This is a genomic window from Arthrobacter rhizophilus (assembly GCF_026241105.1).
Lineage (GTDB): Bacteria > Actinomycetota > Actinomycetes > Actinomycetales > Micrococcaceae > Arthrobacter.
This window is the reverse complement of sequence record NZ_JAPFFT010000015.1, coordinates 93479-114396: the sequence shown is the minus strand read 5'-3', so window position 1 is coordinate 114396 and position 20918 is coordinate 93479. Positions and strand designations below refer to the sequence as shown.

Genomic DNA, 20918 nt, shown 5'->3' with positions numbered 1-20918 from the left:
CACGGCCAACACCAAGAAAGCAACCCCCGGGACCGCTTCTCCCCGCCCCTTGACGGAACCAACCACATATTAGGGTTGTTCGGCGGAAATCTCGCAGGGCCACGAACCAGTGATAGAGACTGGCTGCGGAGTTCTTCGAGCAGCAGGACGGCGCCGATCAGATCTTTCTTGCACAGAACAGAAAGCCAGGATGCGCCTCGAACAGGCGACGACCGAAGCCAAGCCGAATGTCCTGAAGCGGAGAAGGGTGCTTCCTTCCTGAGCCTCATGGCTTGGACACCGCAATGTGCTAGTGGAAAGCCTTTAATGAAAGGTGCGGGTTCCTCTGAGCTGCGTTTGGCGTTTGGCGGAGGAGGTGAAGTTGCCGGTCTATGATCGGCGCGGCTGACAACTCAGCGGGCTGGTGAAACTGAAATGGTGGCTGCTGTGGCTCGCACCTTGAGCGTGAGCAAAGCCAGCGCGAGCATTTCGAGTCCGGTCCATGCGAGCGTCCCGCCCCAAATTTCAGGGGAGAAGCTGAGTGCGCCGTCGTGGAGCGCCACGCCAGCGAAGTACGGGGCCCAGAACACAACGGGGGAGAGGCCTATCGCGGTCATGAGCCTGGCGTGACGGTCCGGCCTGGGTCGCACCACCGCCCACACCACTCCGACGAGGACGGCACCGACGAGGGCCGCCGGCACGAGCCAGGCGTCCCGCAGCGCGACCATGATCTGCAGGGCTACGGAGGGGAGTAGTGCCATGGCCGCGGGCACCGCGGCGTGCAGGCGCCAGCGCAGCGACAGCAAGAGGACGGGCACGAAGAGCACGGCCGTTGAGACGAAGAAGGATGCCAAAGAGACCATGATGGACGACGACGTCGGCATCGTCACCGCGGGCTGCGCCCCGGCAGCGCCGGTGTATGTCTGGATGAGCCCGTGGCGCGCGAAGACCGCGAACTCCTGCAGGATGAACGCCGCGACCATGCCGGAGAGCATGGCGCTCACGACGGCGGGCATCAGCCGTGGCCATGACCGCTGGGGTGAGTGCCATGCTGCGGAGAACGGCGCGCTGAGGATGAGGAAGCCGCCGGTGGCGAGCCCCAGATGGGACGGGCTGAATAGTGCCTTGAGGCCCTGTTCAATGCCGAACACCGAATGCCAGGCGAAGTCGGCCGCCCCGGAGATGAGGAAGAGGACGACCCCGGCTGCCGCGGCCCCATAGCCGGCGGGGATCGCTTCCGTCCATCGCGAGCCGGGGGCGTGCCGGCGCCAGGTCAGGGCGGTGATCCAGAGGGCGCAGGCCGCGAAGCCCGAGTAGAGGATCGCGTGCCAGGGAGTGAAGAACGTCTCGAGGTCGCGGAGGTTGTTGTGCGCCCAGCCGTCAACATAGGTTCCGGTGAGGAGCCAGACGCCGGCTGCGAGGGTGATGACTTCCTCAACGGCAGTGGTGGGGCGGTGAACCGATACCGGCGGATTCGCAAAGGCGTGAGCTACTGGGGCGTCCATAGCTCCACAGTAAGTCTCGCGGCTTTCCGCGGCGAGAGGGAATCCCCTTGGCTGGCGAAGGGTCCGTCCTTACTTTGCCGTCCGAGCACAACCGGCGGATATCGAGCTGTAGTCCGAGATGTCGAATAGCTGGCGTTGTCATCCTCACTGAAGGTCTAGGCTCAGATACCATTCTCAAGGAATCGGTTTGGTGCCCTTTTGGGAACTGTCCTTGGACGGTGTTTTCTTCAGGGCTCCACGGATATTGGGGGAAAGTTGAAAAGAATAGTTGCCGGTGCCGTCAGTTCTTCGGTGAAACAGAAGAACGGCGTGCGTAATGCCGCACTGGGAGTCGCGACAGGTGCTGCACTTCTCATCCCCGGGATGATTGCCGCTCCAGCGGCGTTGGCTGCGGAGACACCTATTCCTGCACCGACTCAGGGAACAACCGCCAGCGCCCCTAGCACCAAGGCCGCCACCACGACGGCCCTTACCCCCGCTCCCCAGCCCTCGGTTGCACCCAAGCCTGGTATAGCCGTCAGGCCCCAGACTGCTCCTGCCCCTCCCCCTTCCGCTCCGGCACTGGCTACTCCGGCGCCCACAAAGCCCGCACCTTTGACTGCAGCGGTTGCCCCCGTGAAGGCTGCCGCGCTGCATTCTCTGAGCTCAACGATCTCGGACCGCACGGTAACCGTCAGCGGTTTCGGCTTTGAACCGAATGAGACCTTGACGCTGACACTGAACCGGAGTGACGGTCTCTCGATTCCGGCGACCTTACAGGCGACCTTGGCAGGCACGGTCGCCTTCACGATCAACGCAACCGATGCTGCATCGGGGTTCTACACCCTGACCGCGACGGGAACCACGTCGACGGCTGTATCCACCACCTTCGAGTTGCTCAAGGTATACACCTACGCTCCTACTGCGACGGCCACACCAGCAGTCAAGGTGGGCCAGCACTTCCTCGTCTCCGGTACCGGCTGGACCAAGGGTCCGGTCACGGTGACGCAAAGTGGATCTAACCAGGCCCAAGGCGTGAATACCGGGCTTGATGGCACCTTCAGCGTATTTGTGACTCCTCAGACGGTGAGAACGGTTACCATCACGATCACCGATGGAATCACCACTAAGACGGTCGCCGCCACTGCAGAGGCGTACACGCCGGCAGTGAACCCCGAAGTCTCGGCAGTCGCGGAGCAGGACAAGATCATCGTCCACGGCACCGGCTTCGTGCCGAACTCCACGGTGACGTTCGATCTGACACCGTGGCCCGCCTTCACCTTCGGTCCCGGTTTCCAGATGACCTCGGATGCGAATGGTGACATAACCGCCTCCTTCACGGTACCAAGCAACAGTGATCTCCCTGTCGGCACCAAGATGACCATCACTGCTACCGGCGATTACAGCACCACCGCCAGCACATTGGTGACCATCATCGACAACGTCCACCCGAATGCCGAACTAGGCGCCGTCGCTCCGGTGGAGCAGGGTGCGCCCGTAGTGCTCGGCGGCGACGGATTCCGCCCCAATGCGAAAGTGATGGTTGCCATCGACGGCGTGGGAGAGATGGATACCCACACCGACTCCAAGGGCAAGTTCAATGTCAGCATGGCGACGGACTACGACACCACTGCTGGGGATCACGCCGTCAAGGTGACCGCTGGATCAACTGTGCTCACCGGTGCAGCCACGGTGACGGAACATATCTTCCACCCTGTCCTCTCTGCAGACTCACAGGTGCAACAGGGAGAGACCTTCGCCGTCACGGGCAACAGATTCAAGCCGGGCGAGAAGGTCACCCTCGACATGGACGGAATCACCGTCAACACCGTAACGGTGAATCCCGACGGCATGTTCTTCTACGGGATCAGGGTGCTCCGGAACTCTCCGATCGGTAGCCACACCGTCACGGCCCGCTCCCAGGATGGCAAGCGGGTATCAAGCCTCGCCATCTCGGTGGTGGACCGGATCTCGCCCATCATTTCGGTAACACCGGTAATAACTGCCGGCGGCTATGTAAAAGTCACCGGTAGCGGCTTCGATCCCAATGGGCTCGTATGGATGACGATTCCCGGCGTCGGAACCTTCACCACCATGGCCGAAATCGACGGCACATTCGGTATGCACTATGGTGAAGTTGCCTATCGGGTGAACACCCCGGGAACGTACGCTATGACGCTGGAGGATACCAACGGCGACGTCCTCCAGGCCGCGTTCACCGTTGTACCAGCTGTTGCGGTCACTCCGGTTGATCCTGCTGTTTCCCCGGAGCCTTTGACGCAGGCTCCGCAAGCACCGGTTGAACCGATAGCGGCGGTAGCCCCGCACGTGCTGGCGTTCACCAGCCAGGACCCTATGCCTCGGCCGGAAGCTGTTTCCGCCTCCGTGGCTCCGATCGATGCCCAGAAGGGTTCCGAACAAAACACGGCCACGGTTCGGGCCAATCCAACGCCTTTGGTCGCTCCGAAGATTGAACCTTCCGCCGTATCGGCGGATATCTCCAAGGTGTCGGATGACATCAGCTGGATTCCCTACGTGTTCGGCGGGATCTTGGTCCTGGTGGCGGCTGGCGGTGGAGTGCTGGTGGCCGCAAGGGGCCGCCGGGCGGGTGATTCCGGGTAGTTCCGACATGGCCTGAACCTGGTGGCCGTTAGTGCCGGCAAACCCGCCACGTCTGTGTTGCGTTATGACGTGAGGTTCCCCATGACTGGGCCAGCGCGACGCGCACGGCCGACGCGAGATCGCTCAGGCGGTTTGATTCTCCAACCGTCGGTCTTGAGTCGTTGGGTTCGATCACCATAGAGTGATGCGACTGACAACCACTTCAGGAGATGACATGTCCCTCGTCCGCGTGCATAACTTCTCGGTCTCCCTCGACGGCTTCGGCACCGGCGAGGGTCAGCAACTCGACGCTCCGTTCGGTCACGCAGGCTCGCGGCTAATGGAGTGGGCTTTCGGGACGCGCACCTTCCGCGAGATGGGCATCCCCGGGGAGCCGGAGGGTTCCCACGGCGTCGACGAGGCATTCGCCAGCACTTGGGGGCCCGGGATCGGCGTGGAGATCATGGGGCGCAACAAGTTCGGCCCTCAACGCGGTCCCTGGGAGGACGAGGAATGGAAGGGATGGTGGGGCGATAACCCTGTCTTCCACACCCCTGTCGTTGTTCTGACACACCATGCTCGGCCGGTACTCGAGATGGAAGGCGGAACAACCTTCCATTTCGTTGATGCCGATCCCGTCTCCGCGCTAAAGCAAGCTCGCGCCCTGGCCGGCGATCTCGACGTCCGGATCGGTGGCGGCGTCAGCACGGTTCGGCAGTTCCTGGAGGCCGATCTGATCGACCACATGCACATCGTCCTCGTGCCGATCGTCCTGGGCCGGGGCGAACGGCTGTGGGATGGACTCGAAGGACTCGAACAACGCTTTGAAATCGAAGCGACCCCTTCTCCAGCCGGAGTTCTCCACCTGGTCTTCACTCGTCGCACGGCCCGGTAGGCCGACGTGGGAGCAATCGCCCCCGCGGATTTTGGGCACGTAGCGCTTTGACCGCGCGTGGCTGTTGACCCTCTCGGCGTCACGAAGCAGAACCGTGAGGGGTACCCGGATGTTGCGGCGGTGGTCCGCTGTCCCGGTTAAGCATGTCGCTCAAAGTTCACCACACCTATACCGGGCAGTAACTTGGCGCTGGAAGAGTCCATCGGGGATCACCGGACCACAACGCACTAGGAGCAGCTCATGGCAGGTTTGGACCGCCGACGTTTTCTTCAACTTTCGGCCGCGGGCGCCGCCGGCACCGCGATCTCGCAGATGCTGGGGGAGAGCATCGCCAGGGCGGCGGAGATCCCCGCCAACCGGGCCACCGGCTCGATCAAGGACGTTGAGCATGTGGTGATCTTCATGCAGGAGAACCGGGCGTTCGACCATTACTTCGGCACGCTCAAGGGTGTGCGAGGGTTCTCCGACCCGCACCCCGCGGTTTTGCCGTCCGGCAAGGACGCGTTCCACCAGGCCAACGCCGCACGCGAGGTTACTCCTTTCCACCCGACGGCGCCGAACCTCGGCATGCAGTTCATGGAGGACCTTGACCACTCGTGGAAGCTCACCCATGAAGCCTTTAACAACGGCAAGTACGATAAGTGGCTGCCGGAGAAGACCGACGCGACGATGGCGTTTTACGGACGCCAGGACATCCCTTTCCACTTCGCCCTTGCCGACGCGTTCACGGTCTGCGATCAGTACCACTGCTCGGTCCTTGGGCCGACGGACCCGAACCGGTACTTCATGTTCGCCGGCGGGGACGACCCGGACCGCAAAGGCGGGGGTCCTGACCTGTGGAACGATGAGAACGGGTACTGGTGGAGCACGTACCCCGAGGAGCTTGAGAAGGCCGGGGTGAGCTGGAAGGTCTACCAGGACGTCGGCGAGGGCCTCGACCCGGCGCACTATGAGGGCTGGACTGGCGACCCGTATATCGGCAACTACGGCGACAACTCGCTCCTGTATTTCAAGCAGTACCAGGACGCGAAGCCGGGCACTCCCTTGTATGAGAAGGCGCGCACCGGAACGAACGCGAAGGCCGGCGATGACCTCTTCCGGGTCCTCCGCGAGGACGTTGCGGGTGGCAAGCTTCCCCAGGTGTCCTATATCGTGGCGCCCGAGGCCTACACGGAGCACTCGAACTGGCCGCCGAACTTCGGCGCCTGGTACGCGGCGAACGTCCTGGACATCCTTACCTCCAACCCGGGGGTGTGGAGCAAGACGGCAGTGCTGTTCATGTACGACGAGAACGACGGTTTCTTCGACCACATCGTTCCGCCGCACCCCAACACCCCGGCGATCCCGGGAGCGTCCACGGTCTCGACCGCCGGCGAGTGGTACGACGGAACCCCGACGTTCTACGGCAGCAAGGACGTTCCGGGACATTTCGGCCTTGGCGTCCGCGTGCCGATGATCGTGGCCTCGCCATGGAGCATGGGTGGCTGGGTCTGCTCGGAGACTTTCGACCATACCTCGATCATCCGGTTCCTCGAAGCCCGATTCGGCGTCGCCTCGCCGAACATCACGCCGTGGCGCCGCGCTGTCAGCGGCGACCTCACCAGCGCCTTCGACTTCGCAGTGGCCGGCGGCGCTGCGCCGGCCATGCCCGACACCTCGGCCTACAAGCCAACTGACCATAACCGCCACCCGAGCTATGTCCCGACGCCCCCGGCGACGAACTCGATGCCCGCCCAGGAGAAGGGCACGCGTCCGTCCCGGCCGCTCGGCTACGCCCTCGACGTCGAAACGAAGATCGACGCAGGTAAACTCACCGCCCGCTGGGCGAACCGGGGCACCCTGGGCGCGCACGTGCAGGTCCGTTCCAATTCGCTGCCGCAGGCTCCCTACTCGTACACCATCGGGGCAACAGCCTCACTGGACGCGGCGTGGGCGCTCGGTGCCGAATACGATGTGCACATGCACGGCCCGGCCGGCTGGTACCGCCGCTTGGCGGGCACGACGGCGGCCGCGGACCTCCGCGTTACTGTCGCCGCGGACGGCAAATCACCGCACGCGCAGTTCCGGATCGAGAACACCGGCTCCATGGGCGAAGTCCTCACCCTGACGGACGCGTACGGCGCCGGTACCCAGACGCTCTCGCTCAACCCTGGCCAGGGCAAGACCGTCGTCATCCCCACCCAGGGCGGCTGGTACGACCTGACAATCACCTCCGCTGCCAACGCCAAGCTCGTCCGCGCCCTGGCGGGCCGGCTCGAAAACGGCCGTCAGCTCACGAGCGACCCCCAACTGGGCCGATAACGGGACCGGGCGCGGGAGCGACGGCCGGAGTGCTTTCGTACTTCGCCTGCAACTGGGCCTTACCTTGCTGCTGTACCCGAGAGACAGGTGCCCCGTCCGGGGCGCGAACCGAAAGGATTATTCAATGCTCAGCATGCTGAAAAACCGGGCGGCAGGCGCAGCTGCACTTGCTGCCGCCATCGCGCTCACTGGATCGGCAGCCGCTGGCGCGGCCGCACCCGCCGACGCCCAAACGACGTCGGGCACTGTCGCCCAGGCCAACGGGCAGGGCGAGAACGGCCCTGACCACGTTTTCGTCATCATGATGGAGAACCACGGCTACGACCAAGTCATCGGCAACATCGCCGACGCGCCGTACATCAATACCCTTGCCCAGCGGTACAACACCGCGGCGGATTACCACGGCGTGACCCACCCGAGCCTGCCCAACTACCTCGCAACCATCTCGGGAAGCACCCAGGGGATCTGGGATGACTGCAAAGCCGGCGCGGATGTCAAGTGCGCCCCGGAGGAGTTTGTCCCCGGCTCCAGCGACACGGGAGCCACCGGCCTCCTGACCCCTGCCCAGGTCGCCAGCGCCTCGGCGACTCCGCATATGTTCTCCGGCAAGACGATTGTTGACCAGCTCGAGAACAAGGGCCTGAGCTGGAAGGCGTACATGGAGAACCTCCCGAGCACCGGCTCGCAGGTCGAGTACGCGCCCACGATCGGATCCACCACGGTCAAGCTGTATGCGCAGAAGCACAACCCCTTCATGTACTTCTCGGATATCAACTACCCGGGCAGCCCGCGCCTACAGAACATCGTGCCAATGGAGAACAACCTCAAGGCCGACCTCGCCAGCGGATCCGTGCCGAACTTCGTCTGGATCAGCCCGAACCAGTGCCACGACATGCACGGAATTTCCCCCTCCGGTGCGGCCCTGATCGGCCTGCCCCAGTGTGGGTACCCTGACTCAGGCCTGGACCACGGAGCGATCCAGCTCGGCGACGCCTACCTCAAGCAGACCGTCCAGCAGATCATGGACTCCCCAACGTGGAAGACGACCAAGTCCAGCATCGTCCTGGCCTGGGACGAGAACGACTACTCCGGATCCACCGGCGGCCCGGGCAGCCCGGTCGGGCAGAACGGCGCGGTCCTCGGCGGCGGGCACGCCCCCATGATCGTGATCAACTCCTCCGACGGCCCGCACAAGACAACCAGCCAGCTTTCGGACCACTACACCCTGCTCTCCACCATCGAGCACCTGTGGCACCTCGGCTGCCTGGCCAACACCTGCTCGCCGACCACATCAGGCACCTTCGAGGAACTCTTCCGCCCCTGACTCGGGCTTGGATTCGCTCAGAGGGTTCAGACAAAGACGGCTCGCCTGCACGCCACGTGCGGGCGGGCCGTCGGTGCGTGTTCTTGAGGAGCTAGGACTCTCCGCATGTGCCAATGAAGCAGCTAGGGCTTGAAGGTGAATGAACCCGCCGCCGGTGCTGCCGAGCAAGCCGAGGAGCCAGAGAACAGCGAGAATGACGGCCCGGGCGATGCTCCATTGAGTTATGCTCACTTCAATGCGCCGGGCGAGTGCAGGCATGAGGAGAAGACATGATTTCAACGAAGGGCGCCCTGGTACTCGCCGGCGGCGGTGTGGCGGGAATCGCCTGGGAGACCGGCTTCCTCCTCGGCCTCCAGGACGAAGCGCCCGGCCTGGTGCGGCGCCTCCTGACCCACTCGACGACTTTGGTCGGGACGTCTGCAGGATCAACGGTCGCCGCCCAGATCGCTACCGGAAACAACCTCCAACAGCTTTTCGACCGGCAGGTCGCGGCGATGACCGCAGAGCGGATCGCCGTGATCGACTTGGCGCAGTTGGGCGGCATGGTGACGGAGGCGACAAAGGACGCGGCGTCGCCCGAGCAGGCGCGGCAACGGTTGGGCACGCTGGCCCGGGAGGCGGACACTCCACCGGCGGCCGTGCGTCGCGCCGTCATCGAAGCGCGATTGACGACGCACGAGTGGTCGGATTGGCCCCTGCTCATTCCTGCCATCGACACGAGCACCGGCGAGCTCCGAGTGTTCGACAACACGTCGGGCACGAATCTGGTGGATGTCGTGGCGGCGAGTTGCGCTGTTCCCGCAGTCTGGCCACCGGTTGAAATCGAGGGGCGCCTTTACATGGATGGCGGCGCGAGGTCATTGGCCAATGCGGACCTTGCTGCAGGAGCGGCGCAAGTCCTCATCCTCGTTCCATCGCCGGCGGAGTCATCTTTCGGCGTCGCGGTTTCAGACGAGCAGTTGCGTGCCCTGGATCCTGCCCGCGTCCGTATGATCAATGCGGACGCTGCGTCGCTGAAGGCAATGGGTGCCAATCCGCTGGATCCCGAGTCGCGTACTCCCGCAGCTCAAGCCGGCCGAGATCAGGGCCGCCGCCTCGCAGCGGAGGTCGACACCTTCTGGAGCTGAAGCCCAGGCGCCGGGGGAGGGGTTCGTTGGCCATGGCGGCGGGCGATCCCGGCCCGGGGTCTGGCCGGACGAAGCTGGAAAGCTCCACCTAAGACTCCTGCCGCGCGGCTGGAGTCTTTGTACGGGTCGCTTGACTTGCGAGGTGCGATGTAAAATCTCCGTATGACGGTCCCCGTCAAAATACAGACTGTTCGCCCCCGCACCCTGGCCGCCGTCCGGCGCGAGGTCCCTCCGAATGAAGTTGGCTCAGCATGGGGTCCTGCGGTGGGCAAGGTCTGGGAGTTCATTCGCAGTCAGCCGGGTCTGTGGACGGACGGCCACAACATCTTCGTCTACCACCACTCGAACAACCCCGACGCGCCCATTCTGTGCGACTTCGGCGTCGAAGTCACACGCGCCTTTGAAACGGCGGGCGAGGTATACGCGACCGAAACGCCCGGGGGCGAGGCTGCCGTGGCAGTCCACCACGGACCGTACCACCGCATGAACGAGGCATACAACGCGATCGACGAGTGGATGGCGACGAATCGTAGGGAGTCTGCCGGGCACTCCTGGGAGATCTACGGAGATCCGACACCCGATCCGGCCCACACCGAAACGACGGTCGTGCACCTGCTGAAGTAAATGACAGTGAGACCGAGCCTCACCGTCAGCCATCTTCAGCCATGCCAGACTGGACGCATGTGTCCTCATCCTGTGAAGCCGTGCCCTCAGTCCGACAGTGTTGACAGCGGCGGCCCGGCGCCGAGCGGCGAGGGCCGCCACCTCGCCCTCAGGCTCGACGACGCCTGGCTCAGGTTCCAGACGCGTCTCGCGATCCGGCGCGGTCGAGTTGAGACCGTCATCCCGTACACCGGTTACGGCACAACTTCCTGGGTCCGGGTGTTGGCCCGCGTTGTCCGCAGTGAGCCGCGGGACACCGGAAGCGGTGCTCAGGCAAGTGCACTCAAACCGCTGAAGGACGGCATGCGCGGCTGGCGCAATTTCACGAGTGCGCCCGTGGCACACGCCCGCGTGCACGTGACCATCGCAGGCACCGTCCATGATCTCGAAGCCGACCGCGGAGGCGTGGTCGACGCGCGGATCCCTGTAGCCCTCGACGCCGGCTGGCATACAATCACCGTGCAATCCGGGATCTCCAGGATCGTGGAGGCTCCAGTGCAGATCCTCGCTGACGACACAGCCTTCGGTGTCGTCTCCGACATCGACGACACCGTGATGGTGACGGCGCTGCCCCGTCCATTCCTAGCCGCCTGGAACACTTTCGTACTCGATGAGCACGCGAGGACCCCGACGCCGGGCATGGCTGTGCTGTACGAGCGGATCGTTAGGACGGTGCCTTCGGCGCCCGTGGTTTACCTGTCGACCGGACCCTGGAACGTCGCACCGACGCTGTCGCGGTTCCTGTCCCGCAATTTGTATCCCGCGGGTCCAAAGCTCCTCACCGACTGGGGACCCACCCCGGACCGCTGGTTCCGTAGCGGCCAGGAGCACAAAAGGACCTCTCTGGAGCGTCTCGCGGAGGAGTTGCCCGGAGTCAAGTGGCTGCTGATTGGCGACGACGGACAGCACGACGAGGCCATCTACGCAGAGTTCGCCCAACGCCATCCGAGGAACGTCAAGGCCATAGCAATCCGTCAGCTCTCCGCCGGCGAAGCGGTGCTCGCGGGCGGGCGGTCGAAGTCCGGAGGTCAGCCCACCCCCGGGATCCCCTGGATCTACTCTCCTGACGGCGCAGGGATGTCGGCCCAGCTTGAGCAGTTGGGCATCATCCGGAGCAGCGTCCGGTCCGCAGACGTGCCGGAGGAATCTGACTGAGGAGCGGTTGCCGGAAGGGACTGATCCTGCTTTGCGTGAACGGAATACCGCCTCCATGGGAAGTCGTGGCGCAGAGCGAAGGCCATGGTGACCAATGGATTATGGCGGCACCATCGGTCTCCGGCGAAGAGGAGACTGGCGATCGAGACTGCTTCCGTAAACACCGAAGGTGTTTTGCCTTAAGCTGATGAGTGATTGGGGATAATCAGCATGCTTAGCAATTAACGTAAGCGAAGAGCAGGAGAACAAAATGAGTGCTGTGGATTCCACTGAACCTGAATCCCGCGAGACCCCACCGAGCAACAGCAAGCCAGACGATTCTTCCGGCGGGGACAAGGCTCCTTCGGGCGCGAAGCGCTCGCCGGTCCGGCGGTTCCTCGGTTTGCTCGGTCCGGGCTTGGTCACGGGCGCAGCCGATGATGATCCGTCAGGAATCGCGACCTACGCCCAGGTCGGCGCTACCTTCTCCAACGGGATGCTCTGGACCGCGCCGGTGACTTTGCCGATGATGATGGCCGTCCAGGAGATCTGCGACCGCACAGCCTTGGCCACCGGGGATAGCCTAGGCAGGCTGGCTCGTCGGAAATTCTCGCGCAAACCGCGGGTGGTCATCGCAATCCTCGTTGTGGCCCTGTTGGGAGCCAATACCCTCAACGCGGCGGCGGACCTGATGGCAGTCGGCCAGGGCATGGAACTGTTCGGCGCGGGCCCGGCTCAGCTGTGGAGCGCGATCGCCGGAATCGGCATCGCCCTCGTCCTGGTCGCCGGCGGTTTCGCGGTCATTGCGAAGATCTTCAAGTGGCTCTGCCTGGCCCTGCTGGCCTATGTGGCGGTGCTGTTCGTGGCCAAGGTGGACTGGGCCGACGTTATGGCGGGTCTGCTGGGCCTGCAGTTCCGGTTTAGCTGGGACTACCTGGGCCTCATCGTCGCGGTCCTCGGCACCACCATCTCCCCGTACCTGTTTTTCTGGCAAAGCGCGCACCGGGTCGAGGAGCTGAGGGAAGATGACCTCGGAGGGGACAACGCCGTCGGGCTGGAAGACAGCTCCGCTGCCGCCGCCCACCGCAAGCTCCGCAACGCCCGCGCGGACGTGTTCATCGGCATGTTCTTCTCCGTCCTGGTCATGTTCGCCATCATCGCGGCCACCGCTGCGACCCTGGGAAAGAACGGCACGGACATCAAGACCGCCGCGGACGCGGCCAAGGCCCTGGAACCCATCGCGGGTCCCGCTGCCAAGTTCCTCTTCGCAGCCGGTTTCGTCGGCTCCGGGATCCTCGCGGTTCCTGTCCTGGCAGCCTCAGGCTCTGCCGGCCTGGCTGGCCTGCTCGGCAAGAACTGGGGTTTTGATCGGCGTCCCAGTCAGGCACGCACGTTCTATGTGCTGCTTGGTGTGGGAACCATCGGCGGCGTCATCATCAGCCTCTTCGACTCCGACCCCATTGGATTGCTGGTCCTGAGCGCTGTCATCAACGGGATTGCCGCCGCGCCGTTCCTCATTGTCACCATGCTCATCTCCCGGGACAAAGAGCTCATGGGCAAATACCGCAACGGAAAACTCGCGGCCACACTCGGTTGGTCCACGACCGCGATCATGGTTGTCGCGGGTGCTGTCGGCATCTGGACCACGGTGACAGGGACATAGCTGGGGCCGAGGTGCGGTTATGGGGCGCTGACAGGCACGGGACGCGGCAGTCGTCGAAGGTCCGGGACCACCCCGTCCGCAGAATTCTCGAGCATTCCTGGCATGTAGCCAGGGATTATCTGAACGGTGCCGAAAGGAACAGGCTGTGGACATAACTGATGTGATCCTCGACGATCATCACGACCAGCGCCGTATGTTTGCGCTCCTGGACGAGACGCGTGACGCGTCGGCTTCGGAACTCGATGCGGTCTGGTCTCGCCTATGCATACTCCTTGAGGTCCATGCGAGGGCTGAAGAGCTGACTTTACGGTTTCCCGGCCCTTCGGCCTGGGGCGCAAATGCAAATTGGGTTTTCGATGGTCCGGTGGCCACGCGGCCGGGACGTGGGATTTTCGGGCATCACGAGTAGATATCTGGAGCGGCAATGACTTCTGCAAGAACCTTTGAATCAATCGTCATCATTTTCAATCCCAACAGCACGGGGGATGCACGGAAGCTGGCTGAGCGTCTCCACGGCGAACTGGAGGATATCCTCAGCTACGCGGTGGACATCAGGCTCCAGCCGACCGGTCACGCCGGTCATGCCGTCGAGCTGGCACGGGATGCTGTCCGCGGTGGCGGGGACGTGCTGGTGGTCTCTGTCAGCGGTGACGGTGGCTACAACGAGGTTGTCAACGGAGTGATGCAAGGCGGCAATCCCAGAGCCGTGTGTGCGGTGCTGGGGGCGGGAAATGCCAATGATCACCGGCGAAGCACCGGCACCCAGCCGCTGGGGGAAGCGATCGCCGGGGGCAGGGTGCGGAGCATCGATTTGCTGCGTGTTCACACGGGCGAGGAAGCGCACTCCCCGGCGGAGTACGCGCACTCCTACGTCGGGTTTGGGCTGACGCCGGTGGTCGCTATGGACCTGGAAAAGGGCGGCAAGGGGGCCCTGAAGGAAATGGTCTCGGTGATGCGGAGCTTCTCGAAGTTTGAGCCTTTCGAAATACGCCAGGCCGACGGCGGGCACCGCACCTTGGACAGCCTCGTGCTCGCCAACATTCCAGAGATGGCGAAGTACGCCACACTCAGCGACGCGGACGAGAAGCTCTCAGACGGAAAATTCGAAGTGATCGCCTTTGCCCACGTGCCAAAGTGGCGGGTCCTCTTGACGGCGCTGCGGGCCGCTACGAAGGGACTGGGGGACCAGCCCAGTGTGAGCAGTTACTCGTTCACCACCCTCAAACCCCTGGCCTATCAGATCGATGGTGAAGTGAAATCCGTTGACGCGAACATGCTGGTCAGGATCGAGTGCGCCCCGGCGGCCCTCTCCACCCTGGGATAAAAACCCCGCCCAGGAAACCCATTGCCCGCGGCTCAGGGATCCCATAGCCGTGCGTTCCTGACGGAGGACCTCACCTGATAGCTGCAAACATTCGATGAGGCGAGCGCGGCGCGCCCGTCCGCTTCGAACCGCTCCGCGTCAATGGAGACCTCGCCGTCGGGCAGTAAAACAGCCAGTGTGATCGGCTGGATCTGACCCCGGTTCAGCCGCCGGTTCGTCACGTATGCCTTAGGCTGACGGGACTTCAACATTGGTTAAGTCCACGCCCACGTTTGAACCGCGGCGTGCGGCTCACTGGGGGGACCAAATGATTGACAAGATAGCTACGCCCAAGCCAGCGGACCGGAGCCGCCCTGAACCGGCGGCGACGCAGTCGGCTGAAAACGACCCCGAATTCCTCGCGGTGCAGTCCAACGCCGATGTCCGCACTGCTAGGCGCAGCCGGGTGGCCTCCTTGGTGCTGGTGCTGGTGCTGCTCGGCGTCGCTCTCTTTGCCGTCTGGTCCTCCCAATCCACATCCTCGGCGGCCCGTTCGGCTGATCTTGCAAGCAAGCTGTCTGATTATTATGATCAGGCCGATCGTGCAGTCGCGGCGGAGGAATCACTCGAGCGAAAGTACCGCCTTGAGCCCGGTCCGGGCGTGCGGGCCGAATACGACGCAGCCTCCGCTGATCTGATGAATGCGCTCGATCTCGTGGCCCGGAACGGGGACCAGGGTGACCGCGAGCGGGCATCGCGGGTAAACGCGGCGCATCAGGACTATCGCTCGTCGATCAGCCGCCTGTTCGACGCCGTCGATAGACGGGATACCCTGCTTGCCCTGGAAATCGACTCCAAAGAGGTCGACCCCAAGTTCGTTGCCATCGCGGAGGCGGTGCACTCGGCGGACGGTAGCCACCATGAGACTTCGTTGTCCCAACTGACTCAGCTCCGGCATCTGGAGGAGCTTCAGGGCTGGCTGACCCCGTGGGTTTTCCTGCTGGGGCTGCTGCTGGCCTTGGCGACGGCCTCGGTCACGCGGGGCCATCGCCGGCTCCTTGACGCCGAACGGCGCCGGGCGTTGCACCGCTCACTACACGATGCGCTGACTGGGCTGCCGAACCGCACGCTGCTCTTCGAACGTTGCAGGTGGGCGCTCTCTGAGGCCCAGCACACCGGCACGACCGCGGGGCTCTTGCTGATCGATATGGACAGATTCAAGGAGATCAACGACACTTTCGGCCACCACTACGGCGACGAGTTGCTGAAACAGGTCGGCGCACGGCTGCGCTCGGTGCTGACCGGAGGGGACACGATCGCCCGACTCGGCGGGGACGAGTTCGCCGTCCTGCTCCCGGACGTCACTGATGTCCTGGCGGCCACGGACGTCGGCGCCAAGTTGCGGGACGCATTAGAGGCGCCGTTCCTGATCGACGGCGTTGCCCTTGACGTCGAAGCCAGCGTCGGGGTGGTGCTCTCCGGCGAGCACGGGACCGACCCGACGACGCTGCTGCAGCGGGCAGACGTCGCGATGTATGTCGCCAAGGCCCAGAACCTCGGCGTATTCGCCTACGACCCGGGCGCGGACGGGCACAGCCCGGCCAGGTTGGCCCTGCTCGGAGATCTGCGTCGGGCCCTGACCGCGAACCAGCTCGTACTTGACTACCAGCCCAAGATCAGCCTCGGCGATGGGGAAATCATCGGGGCCGAAGCCTTGGTCCGGTGGCAACACCCCGAGAGGGGACTCATCTTCCCGGACGGCTTTGTTCCGCTCGCCGAACACACTGGCTTGATTGGACCACTGACCAGCCACGTGCTGGACTCCGCCCTTGCACAGGCCCGGGCCTGGATAGACGACGGGCGTCCTTTGCCTTTATCGGTCAATCTGTCCGCCCGCAGCCTGCTCGATGACAGCCTGCCCCGGCACGTTGCCGATCTGCTCGCATTACACAGGGTACCGGCCGAACTGCTCGAGCTCGAGATCACCGAGAGCGCACTAATGGCCGAACCTGCACGAGCCCGGCGGCTACTCGAAACCCTCGCCTTGATGGGCGTCAGGCTCTCCATTGACGACTTCGGCGCGGGGTATACCAGTCTGGGCCAACTCAAGAACCTGCCCGTCACCGAGATCAAGATCGACAAATCGTTCATCATAAACATGACAACGCAGCCCAGCGACGCCCTGATTGCGCGCAGCGTCATCGACCTGGGTCATAGCCTCGGACTGACCGTCCTCGCCGAGGGCGTCGAGACCAGCGAGATACTCTCGCATCTGATGACGTTCGACTGCGACGTTGCCCAGGGGTACTATTTCTGTCGCCCTGCGCCGGCGGCAGCATTCGATGCCTGGCGGGCCTCGTACTCGCCGGGCACGACCGTCAGCCGTGAGGAGCTTTGCCCGGCCGACGAACCGGTCGAAGGCATGGGAGGGATACCGACCTGATCCCCGGGACGTCCGAGTAACGGGCGACGCAGGTATCGAATGGTCCCCTCCGGTTGAAACAGGCACTGGCGCAATTCTTGCCAAGACCTCGCGGAGTCCATGCGCTGGCTCCCGCCGCGCCGGTGACACGGTGCTGTGCGGCTCCTGTGGCGGGGCCGTGGGTGGGCCGTTCGCGCGCTGAAGCCTTTGCAGGTGTATCGGGGCGCGAAAAGGTCTCAGAAAATTGTATACAGTAGTCAAAAGACGGAGTAGGGTGATGCATATCACGCAGCATGGCTGGCCGCCCCGCTGCCCGAACACACACTGAAGGAACTGCGATGACCCGCACCACCCGATTCAGGGCACTAACACTTTCCCTGGCCACCATGACGCTCGTGGCACTTGCAGGCTGTTCCGAGGGCGCCAGTACGACCACGTCCGGTACGCAGAACCCTGCCATCGATACCACCGCGGTGAAGGCCGTCATCGACCAGGCGAAGGCGGCACCGTCGTTTTCCGCGCCGGGTCCGGCTTTCGATGCTTCCAAGGCCAAGGGGAAAGTCGTGGCCAACATCAGCTTGAACAGCACTGTTCCGTTCAACCAGATTGTTGACGCAGCGATGGGAGACGCGGGCAAGGCTGCCGGAGTGAAGGTGGTTCAGTTCACCAACCAGGGACAGGTGTCGCAATGGATCCAGGGAATGGACAGCGCCGTCGCCCAAAAGGTCGATGCGATCGTGCTGGAGGGCTCACCTGACCCGAAGCTGCTCGGACCGCAGATTGCTGCGGCTAAGGCGGCAGGGATTCCCGTCATCAGCACTCACCTCTACGACGAGTCTTACATCGGTTCTGCAAAGAAGGATCTTCCTGATGTGACGGCTTTCGTGGACGCCCACCACTACCGCGCGGGGACGCTGATGGCCGACTATGCGATCGCGCAGTCCGGTGGTCATGTGAATGCCTACTTTGTGGCCTCCAATGAAGTCCAGCCCAGCGCGGGTATAGCGTCCGCGTTCAGCGATGAATTGAAAGCCCGTTGCCCCGACAGTTGCAAAGCCAAGGTCGTGAACATCCCGATTTCGAACTGGGCGACCGACGTTCCCACCCAGGTCCAGGCTGCCCTGCTCAGCGATCCGTCGATCAACTACGTTGTCCCGGTGTTCGACGGAATGACTCCGTTGCTTGGCACTGGCATCACCCAGGCGGGTAAGACAGATAGCGTCAAAATTGTTGCCTACAACGGAACAGCTTCGGTAATGAGCATGATCCAGGCGAAGAACCTGGTCGCAGCCGAGATCGGCGAACCCCTCGAGTGGCTGGGATGGGCCAACATGGACCAGGTCCTTCGCGTCCTCACCGGAACGGCCCCGATTGCCAGTGAAAAAACTCCGTTGCGGCTCTTCGACGCAGGCAACGTCAATGAGACGGGAACACCCGCGAACCAGAAGGATGGCTACGGGGATCCGGCGAAGTTCCAGGACGGATACAAGACCCTCTGGGGCGTGAAGTAATGTCAGCCGTTCTGCAGATCAGTAATCTCGCCAAGACCTTCGGCGGAGTCAAGGCGCTCCAGGGGGTTGACCTCACTGTCAACGCCGGCGAGATCCACGGGCTGCTGGGCCAGAACGGCTCCGGGAAGTCCACCCTCATCAAGGTGCTCGCCGGTTTCCACGAACCGGATGCCGGTGGCCGTTTGATGGTGAACGGAAGCGAAGTCAGGCTTCCGCTTGCCCCCGGAGACTACAAGGCGCTGGGGATGAGGTTTGTCCACCAGGATCTAGGTCTCATCTCCAGTCTGAGCGTTCTCGAGAATCTGTTTCTCGATGAGATCTCTACTGGAAACTCCGCGGGCATCCGCTGGAGGTCCTGGCGCCGGACCGCCAATGAGCTGTTCAGGAAGTACAAGGTCGAGCTGGATCCGTCCGCCGCGGTCAGCACGCTTCGGCCTGTCGAACGGGCGCTGCTGGCAATTGTCCGGGCCGTCTCCGGTGCGCCCCGCAACGGTCTTCTGGTCCTTGATGAACCCACGGTGTTCCTGCCGCAGGACGACACGGAGATGCTCTTCGATCTGACCCGCAACGTCGCCGCAGGCGGGGCGGGGGTGTTGTTTGTCTCCCACGACCTCGAAGAAGTGAAACGCCTTACGAACCGATTTACCGTATTCCGGGACGGTCGCGTTGTTGGCAACGGCGCGACGGAGCAGACCAGCCGCGAGGAATTGGTCAAGCTGATCGTAGGCCACGAGCTCGAGGCCGTGTCTCACCGCAGTGCGGCGCAAATCGCAGCCACCAAGCCAGTCGCGGTCATCGACGGGCTCAAGGGTGGCCTCGTCGCCGAGGCATCCTTCGCCGTTCATGAGGGAGAAATCCTCGGAGTGACAGGTTTGTCGGGGTCCGGCTTCGAGGATCTTCCCTACATTCTGTTCGGCGCGGCCAAAGCCGAGACCGGGACCCTGACCCTGAACGGATCGGTCATGCGTTTGCGGGGCCAAAACCCGACCAGTGCTTTCCGGTCAGGCATGGCTCTTGTTCCAGCCGACCGGCCTCGCGACGGGGCGATTCTCTCGCTCTCGGTCTTGGACAACGTCAGCATGCAGACCATGGACCAATTCCAGAAGGGCCCCTTCCTTCGCCGCTCCCGCATGCGCGAGGAGGCCAGGAAGGTCCTTTCCGCCTTCCAGGTACGGCCCAATGATCCGACCCTGCCGTGCTCAAGCCTGTCCGGCGGCAACCAGCAAAAGGTTCTCATGGCCAAATGGCTGCAGACCAGACCGTCACTGTTGATGGTCCATGAGCCGACACAGGGCGTCGACGTCGGCGCCCGCGAAGAAATCTTCAGCGTATTGCGGTCAGCGACCGCAGAAGGGATGGCTGTGCTATGCGCGAGCAGCGACCACGAACAACTGGCATTGATCTGCGACCGAGTCCTGGTATTCAGACAGGGACGGATCGTGGCGGAATTGACCGGAACCCACGTGAACAAGGAAGAGATCTCGGAGCAGTCGTACGCAGTGGACCAGGAAGCCCAACCGGCGGAGGCCTCATGACTCTTCTCAAAGGCGGGGGCCGGCTCAGCCTGGTTCAGCGCATCGCACTGCCCGGTGCGTGGCTACTGCTGATCATAGGTTTCGGCATCGCAAACCCCCACGTCTTCCTGACCCCGGCGACGTTCCAGACGATGTTCGGCTCCCAAGCCGTCCTCTTGGTCCTGACACTGGCCTTGATCGTTCCCCTCACCGCCGGCGACTACGATCTTTCGGTCGGTGCGGTGCTCACGCTGTCGGCCATGATGATCGCCATCCTGAACGTCCAATACGGCTGGCCCATCTGGGCTGCAATCCTGGCCGCCCTCGCGATGGGCCTGCTGGTCGGTTTCCTCAACGGCATCATCATGGTCTTCTTCGGGATTGAATCCCTGATCGTCACCCTCGGCATGGGTACTTTGCTCGGCGGAATTACCCTCTGGGTCAGCAACTCCGCAACCATTTCGGGAATCTCCCACACGCTGGTGGACTGGGTCATCGTAAAACGCTTTGGCGGCATCTCCTTGGCTTTCTTTTACGCGATCGGCTTGTGCGCCTTGCTGTGGTGGATCATGGAATACACCTCCATAGGACGCCGCCTGCTCTTCGTCGGGCGTGGTCGGAATGTCTCCAAGCTCAGCGGCGTCCGAGTCGGACGTGTACGGGTTGGCGCGCTGATGGGGTCCTCGACCCTGGCGGCAGTCGCGGGAGTCCTCTACGCCGGGACCTCAGGCGGCGCTGATCCCACCTCGGGCACGAATCTCCTGCTTCCCGCTTTCGCGGCGGCGTTCCTAGGAGCGACGAGCATCATGCCCGGCAGGTTCAATCCGTGGGGGACCGCCATCGCCGTGTACTTCCTGGTCACTGGAATCACCGGTCTGCAGCTGATGGGCATCCAGTCCTACGTCCAACAGCTCTTCTACGGTGGTGCCCTGCTTGTAGCGGTCGCCTTGTCCCAGCTGTCCCGACGCCGGGTTCCATTGGACAACGGATGATGCGC

General features: G+C 63.4%; 15 protein-coding genes. 13 read left to right on the top strand and 2 right to left on the bottom strand.

Annotation, left to right across the window (positions count from 1 at the left end; translation table 11 throughout):
* Positions 1-392: 392 nt before the first annotated feature.
* Positions 393-1484 carry a hypothetical protein gene (locus tag OOZ51_RS13925; protein WP_265980285.1) on the bottom strand — a complete coding sequence of 364 codons (1092 nt, stop codon included), beginning with the start codon at positions 1482-1484 and terminating at the stop codon, positions 393-395.
* Between the two features lie 309 nt (positions 1485-1793).
* On the opposite strand from OOZ51_RS13925, the gene OOZ51_RS13920 reads away from it, so the two are divergent.
* The 4 genes from OOZ51_RS13920 (at position 1794) to OOZ51_RS13905 (ending at position 8584) form a co-directional block, all read left to right on the top strand.
* Entirely contained in the window at positions 1794-4085 is a 2292-nt protein-coding gene (locus OOZ51_RS13920) for a hypothetical protein (protein ID WP_265980283.1), read from the top strand.
* Positions 4086-4299: 214 nt separating this feature from the next.
* Positions 4300-4959 carry a dihydrofolate reductase family protein gene (locus tag OOZ51_RS13915; protein WP_265980281.1) on the top strand — a complete coding sequence of 220 codons (660 nt, stop codon included), beginning with the start codon at positions 4300-4302 and terminating at the stop codon, positions 4957-4959.
* A 240-nt stretch (positions 4960-5199) separates the two neighbouring features.
* Complete coding sequence (locus OOZ51_RS13910) at positions 5200-7260, top strand: phosphocholine-specific phospholipase C (protein WP_265980280.1); 2061 nt, start codon at positions 5200-5202, stop codon at positions 7258-7260.
* 124 nt (positions 7261-7384) lie between these two features.
* Entirely contained in the window at positions 7385-8584 is a 1200-nt protein-coding gene (locus tag OOZ51_RS13905) for an alkaline phosphatase family protein (protein WP_265980279.1), read from the top strand.
* Here OOZ51_RS13905 and OOZ51_RS22525 read toward each other — a convergent pair.
* The gene (locus tag OOZ51_RS22525) at positions 8552-8842 is read right to left on the bottom strand and encodes a DUF5670 family protein (RefSeq protein WP_416346383.1); all 291 of its coding nucleotides are present in this window, start codon (positions 8840-8842) and stop codon (positions 8552-8554) included. The two genes, OOZ51_RS13905 and OOZ51_RS22525, sit on opposite strands and share 33 nt — an antisense overlap.
* 11 nt (positions 8843-8853) lie before the next feature.
* Here OOZ51_RS22525 and OOZ51_RS13900 point away from each other — a divergent pair, with 11 nt between their 5' ends.
* From OOZ51_RS13900 to OOZ51_RS13860, 9 genes are all read left to right on the top strand, one after another.
* Positions 8854-9711, top strand: coding sequence for a patatin-like phospholipase family protein (locus OOZ51_RS13900; RefSeq protein ID WP_265980278.1), 858 nt, complete (start codon positions 8854-8856; stop codon positions 9709-9711).
* A 162-nt stretch (positions 9712-9873) separates the two neighbouring features.
* The gene (locus tag OOZ51_RS13895) at positions 9874-10335 is read left to right on the top strand and encodes a GyrI-like domain-containing protein (protein WP_265980276.1); all 462 of its coding nucleotides are present in this window, start codon (positions 9874-9876) and stop codon (positions 10333-10335) included.
* Positions 10336-10392: 57 nt separating this feature from the next.
* The gene (locus tag OOZ51_RS13890) at positions 10393-11529 is read left to right on the top strand and encodes an App1 family protein phosphatidate phosphatase (RefSeq protein WP_265980275.1); all 1137 of its coding nucleotides are present in this window, start codon (positions 10393-10395) and stop codon (positions 11527-11529) included.
* A gap of 250 nt (positions 11530-11779) precedes the next feature.
* Positions 11780-13171, top strand: a complete 1392-nt coding sequence (locus OOZ51_RS13885; protein WP_265980274.1) for an Nramp family divalent metal transporter — start codon at positions 11780-11782, stop codon at positions 13169-13171.
* Between the two features lie 424 nt (positions 13172-13595).
* Positions 13596-14495, top strand: coding sequence for a diacylglycerol/lipid kinase family protein (locus OOZ51_RS13880; protein WP_265980273.1), 900 nt, complete (start codon positions 13596-13598; stop codon positions 14493-14495).
* Between the two features lie 307 nt (positions 14496-14802).
* Complete coding sequence (locus tag OOZ51_RS13875) at positions 14803-16917, top strand: putative bifunctional diguanylate cyclase/phosphodiesterase (protein ID WP_265980272.1); 2115 nt, start codon at positions 14803-14805, stop codon at positions 16915-16917.
* A gap of 317 nt (positions 16918-17234) precedes the next feature.
* On the top strand, positions 17235-18407 hold the full coding sequence (locus tag OOZ51_RS13870) for a sugar ABC transporter substrate-binding protein (RefSeq protein ID WP_265980271.1): 1173 nt from the start codon (positions 17235-17237) through the stop codon (positions 18405-18407).
* On the top strand, positions 18407-19942 hold the full coding sequence (locus OOZ51_RS13865; RefSeq protein WP_265980270.1) for a sugar ABC transporter ATP-binding protein: 1536 nt from the start codon (positions 18407-18409) through the stop codon (positions 19940-19942). Before OOZ51_RS13870 ends, OOZ51_RS13865 begins: the two co-directional genes overlap by 1 nt.
* Entirely contained in the window at positions 19939-20913 is a 975-nt protein-coding gene (locus tag OOZ51_RS13860) for an ABC transporter permease (protein ID WP_265980268.1), read from the top strand. Before OOZ51_RS13865 ends, OOZ51_RS13860 begins: the two co-directional genes overlap by 4 nt.
* The last annotated feature ends 5 nt before the right edge of the window (positions 20914-20918 follow it).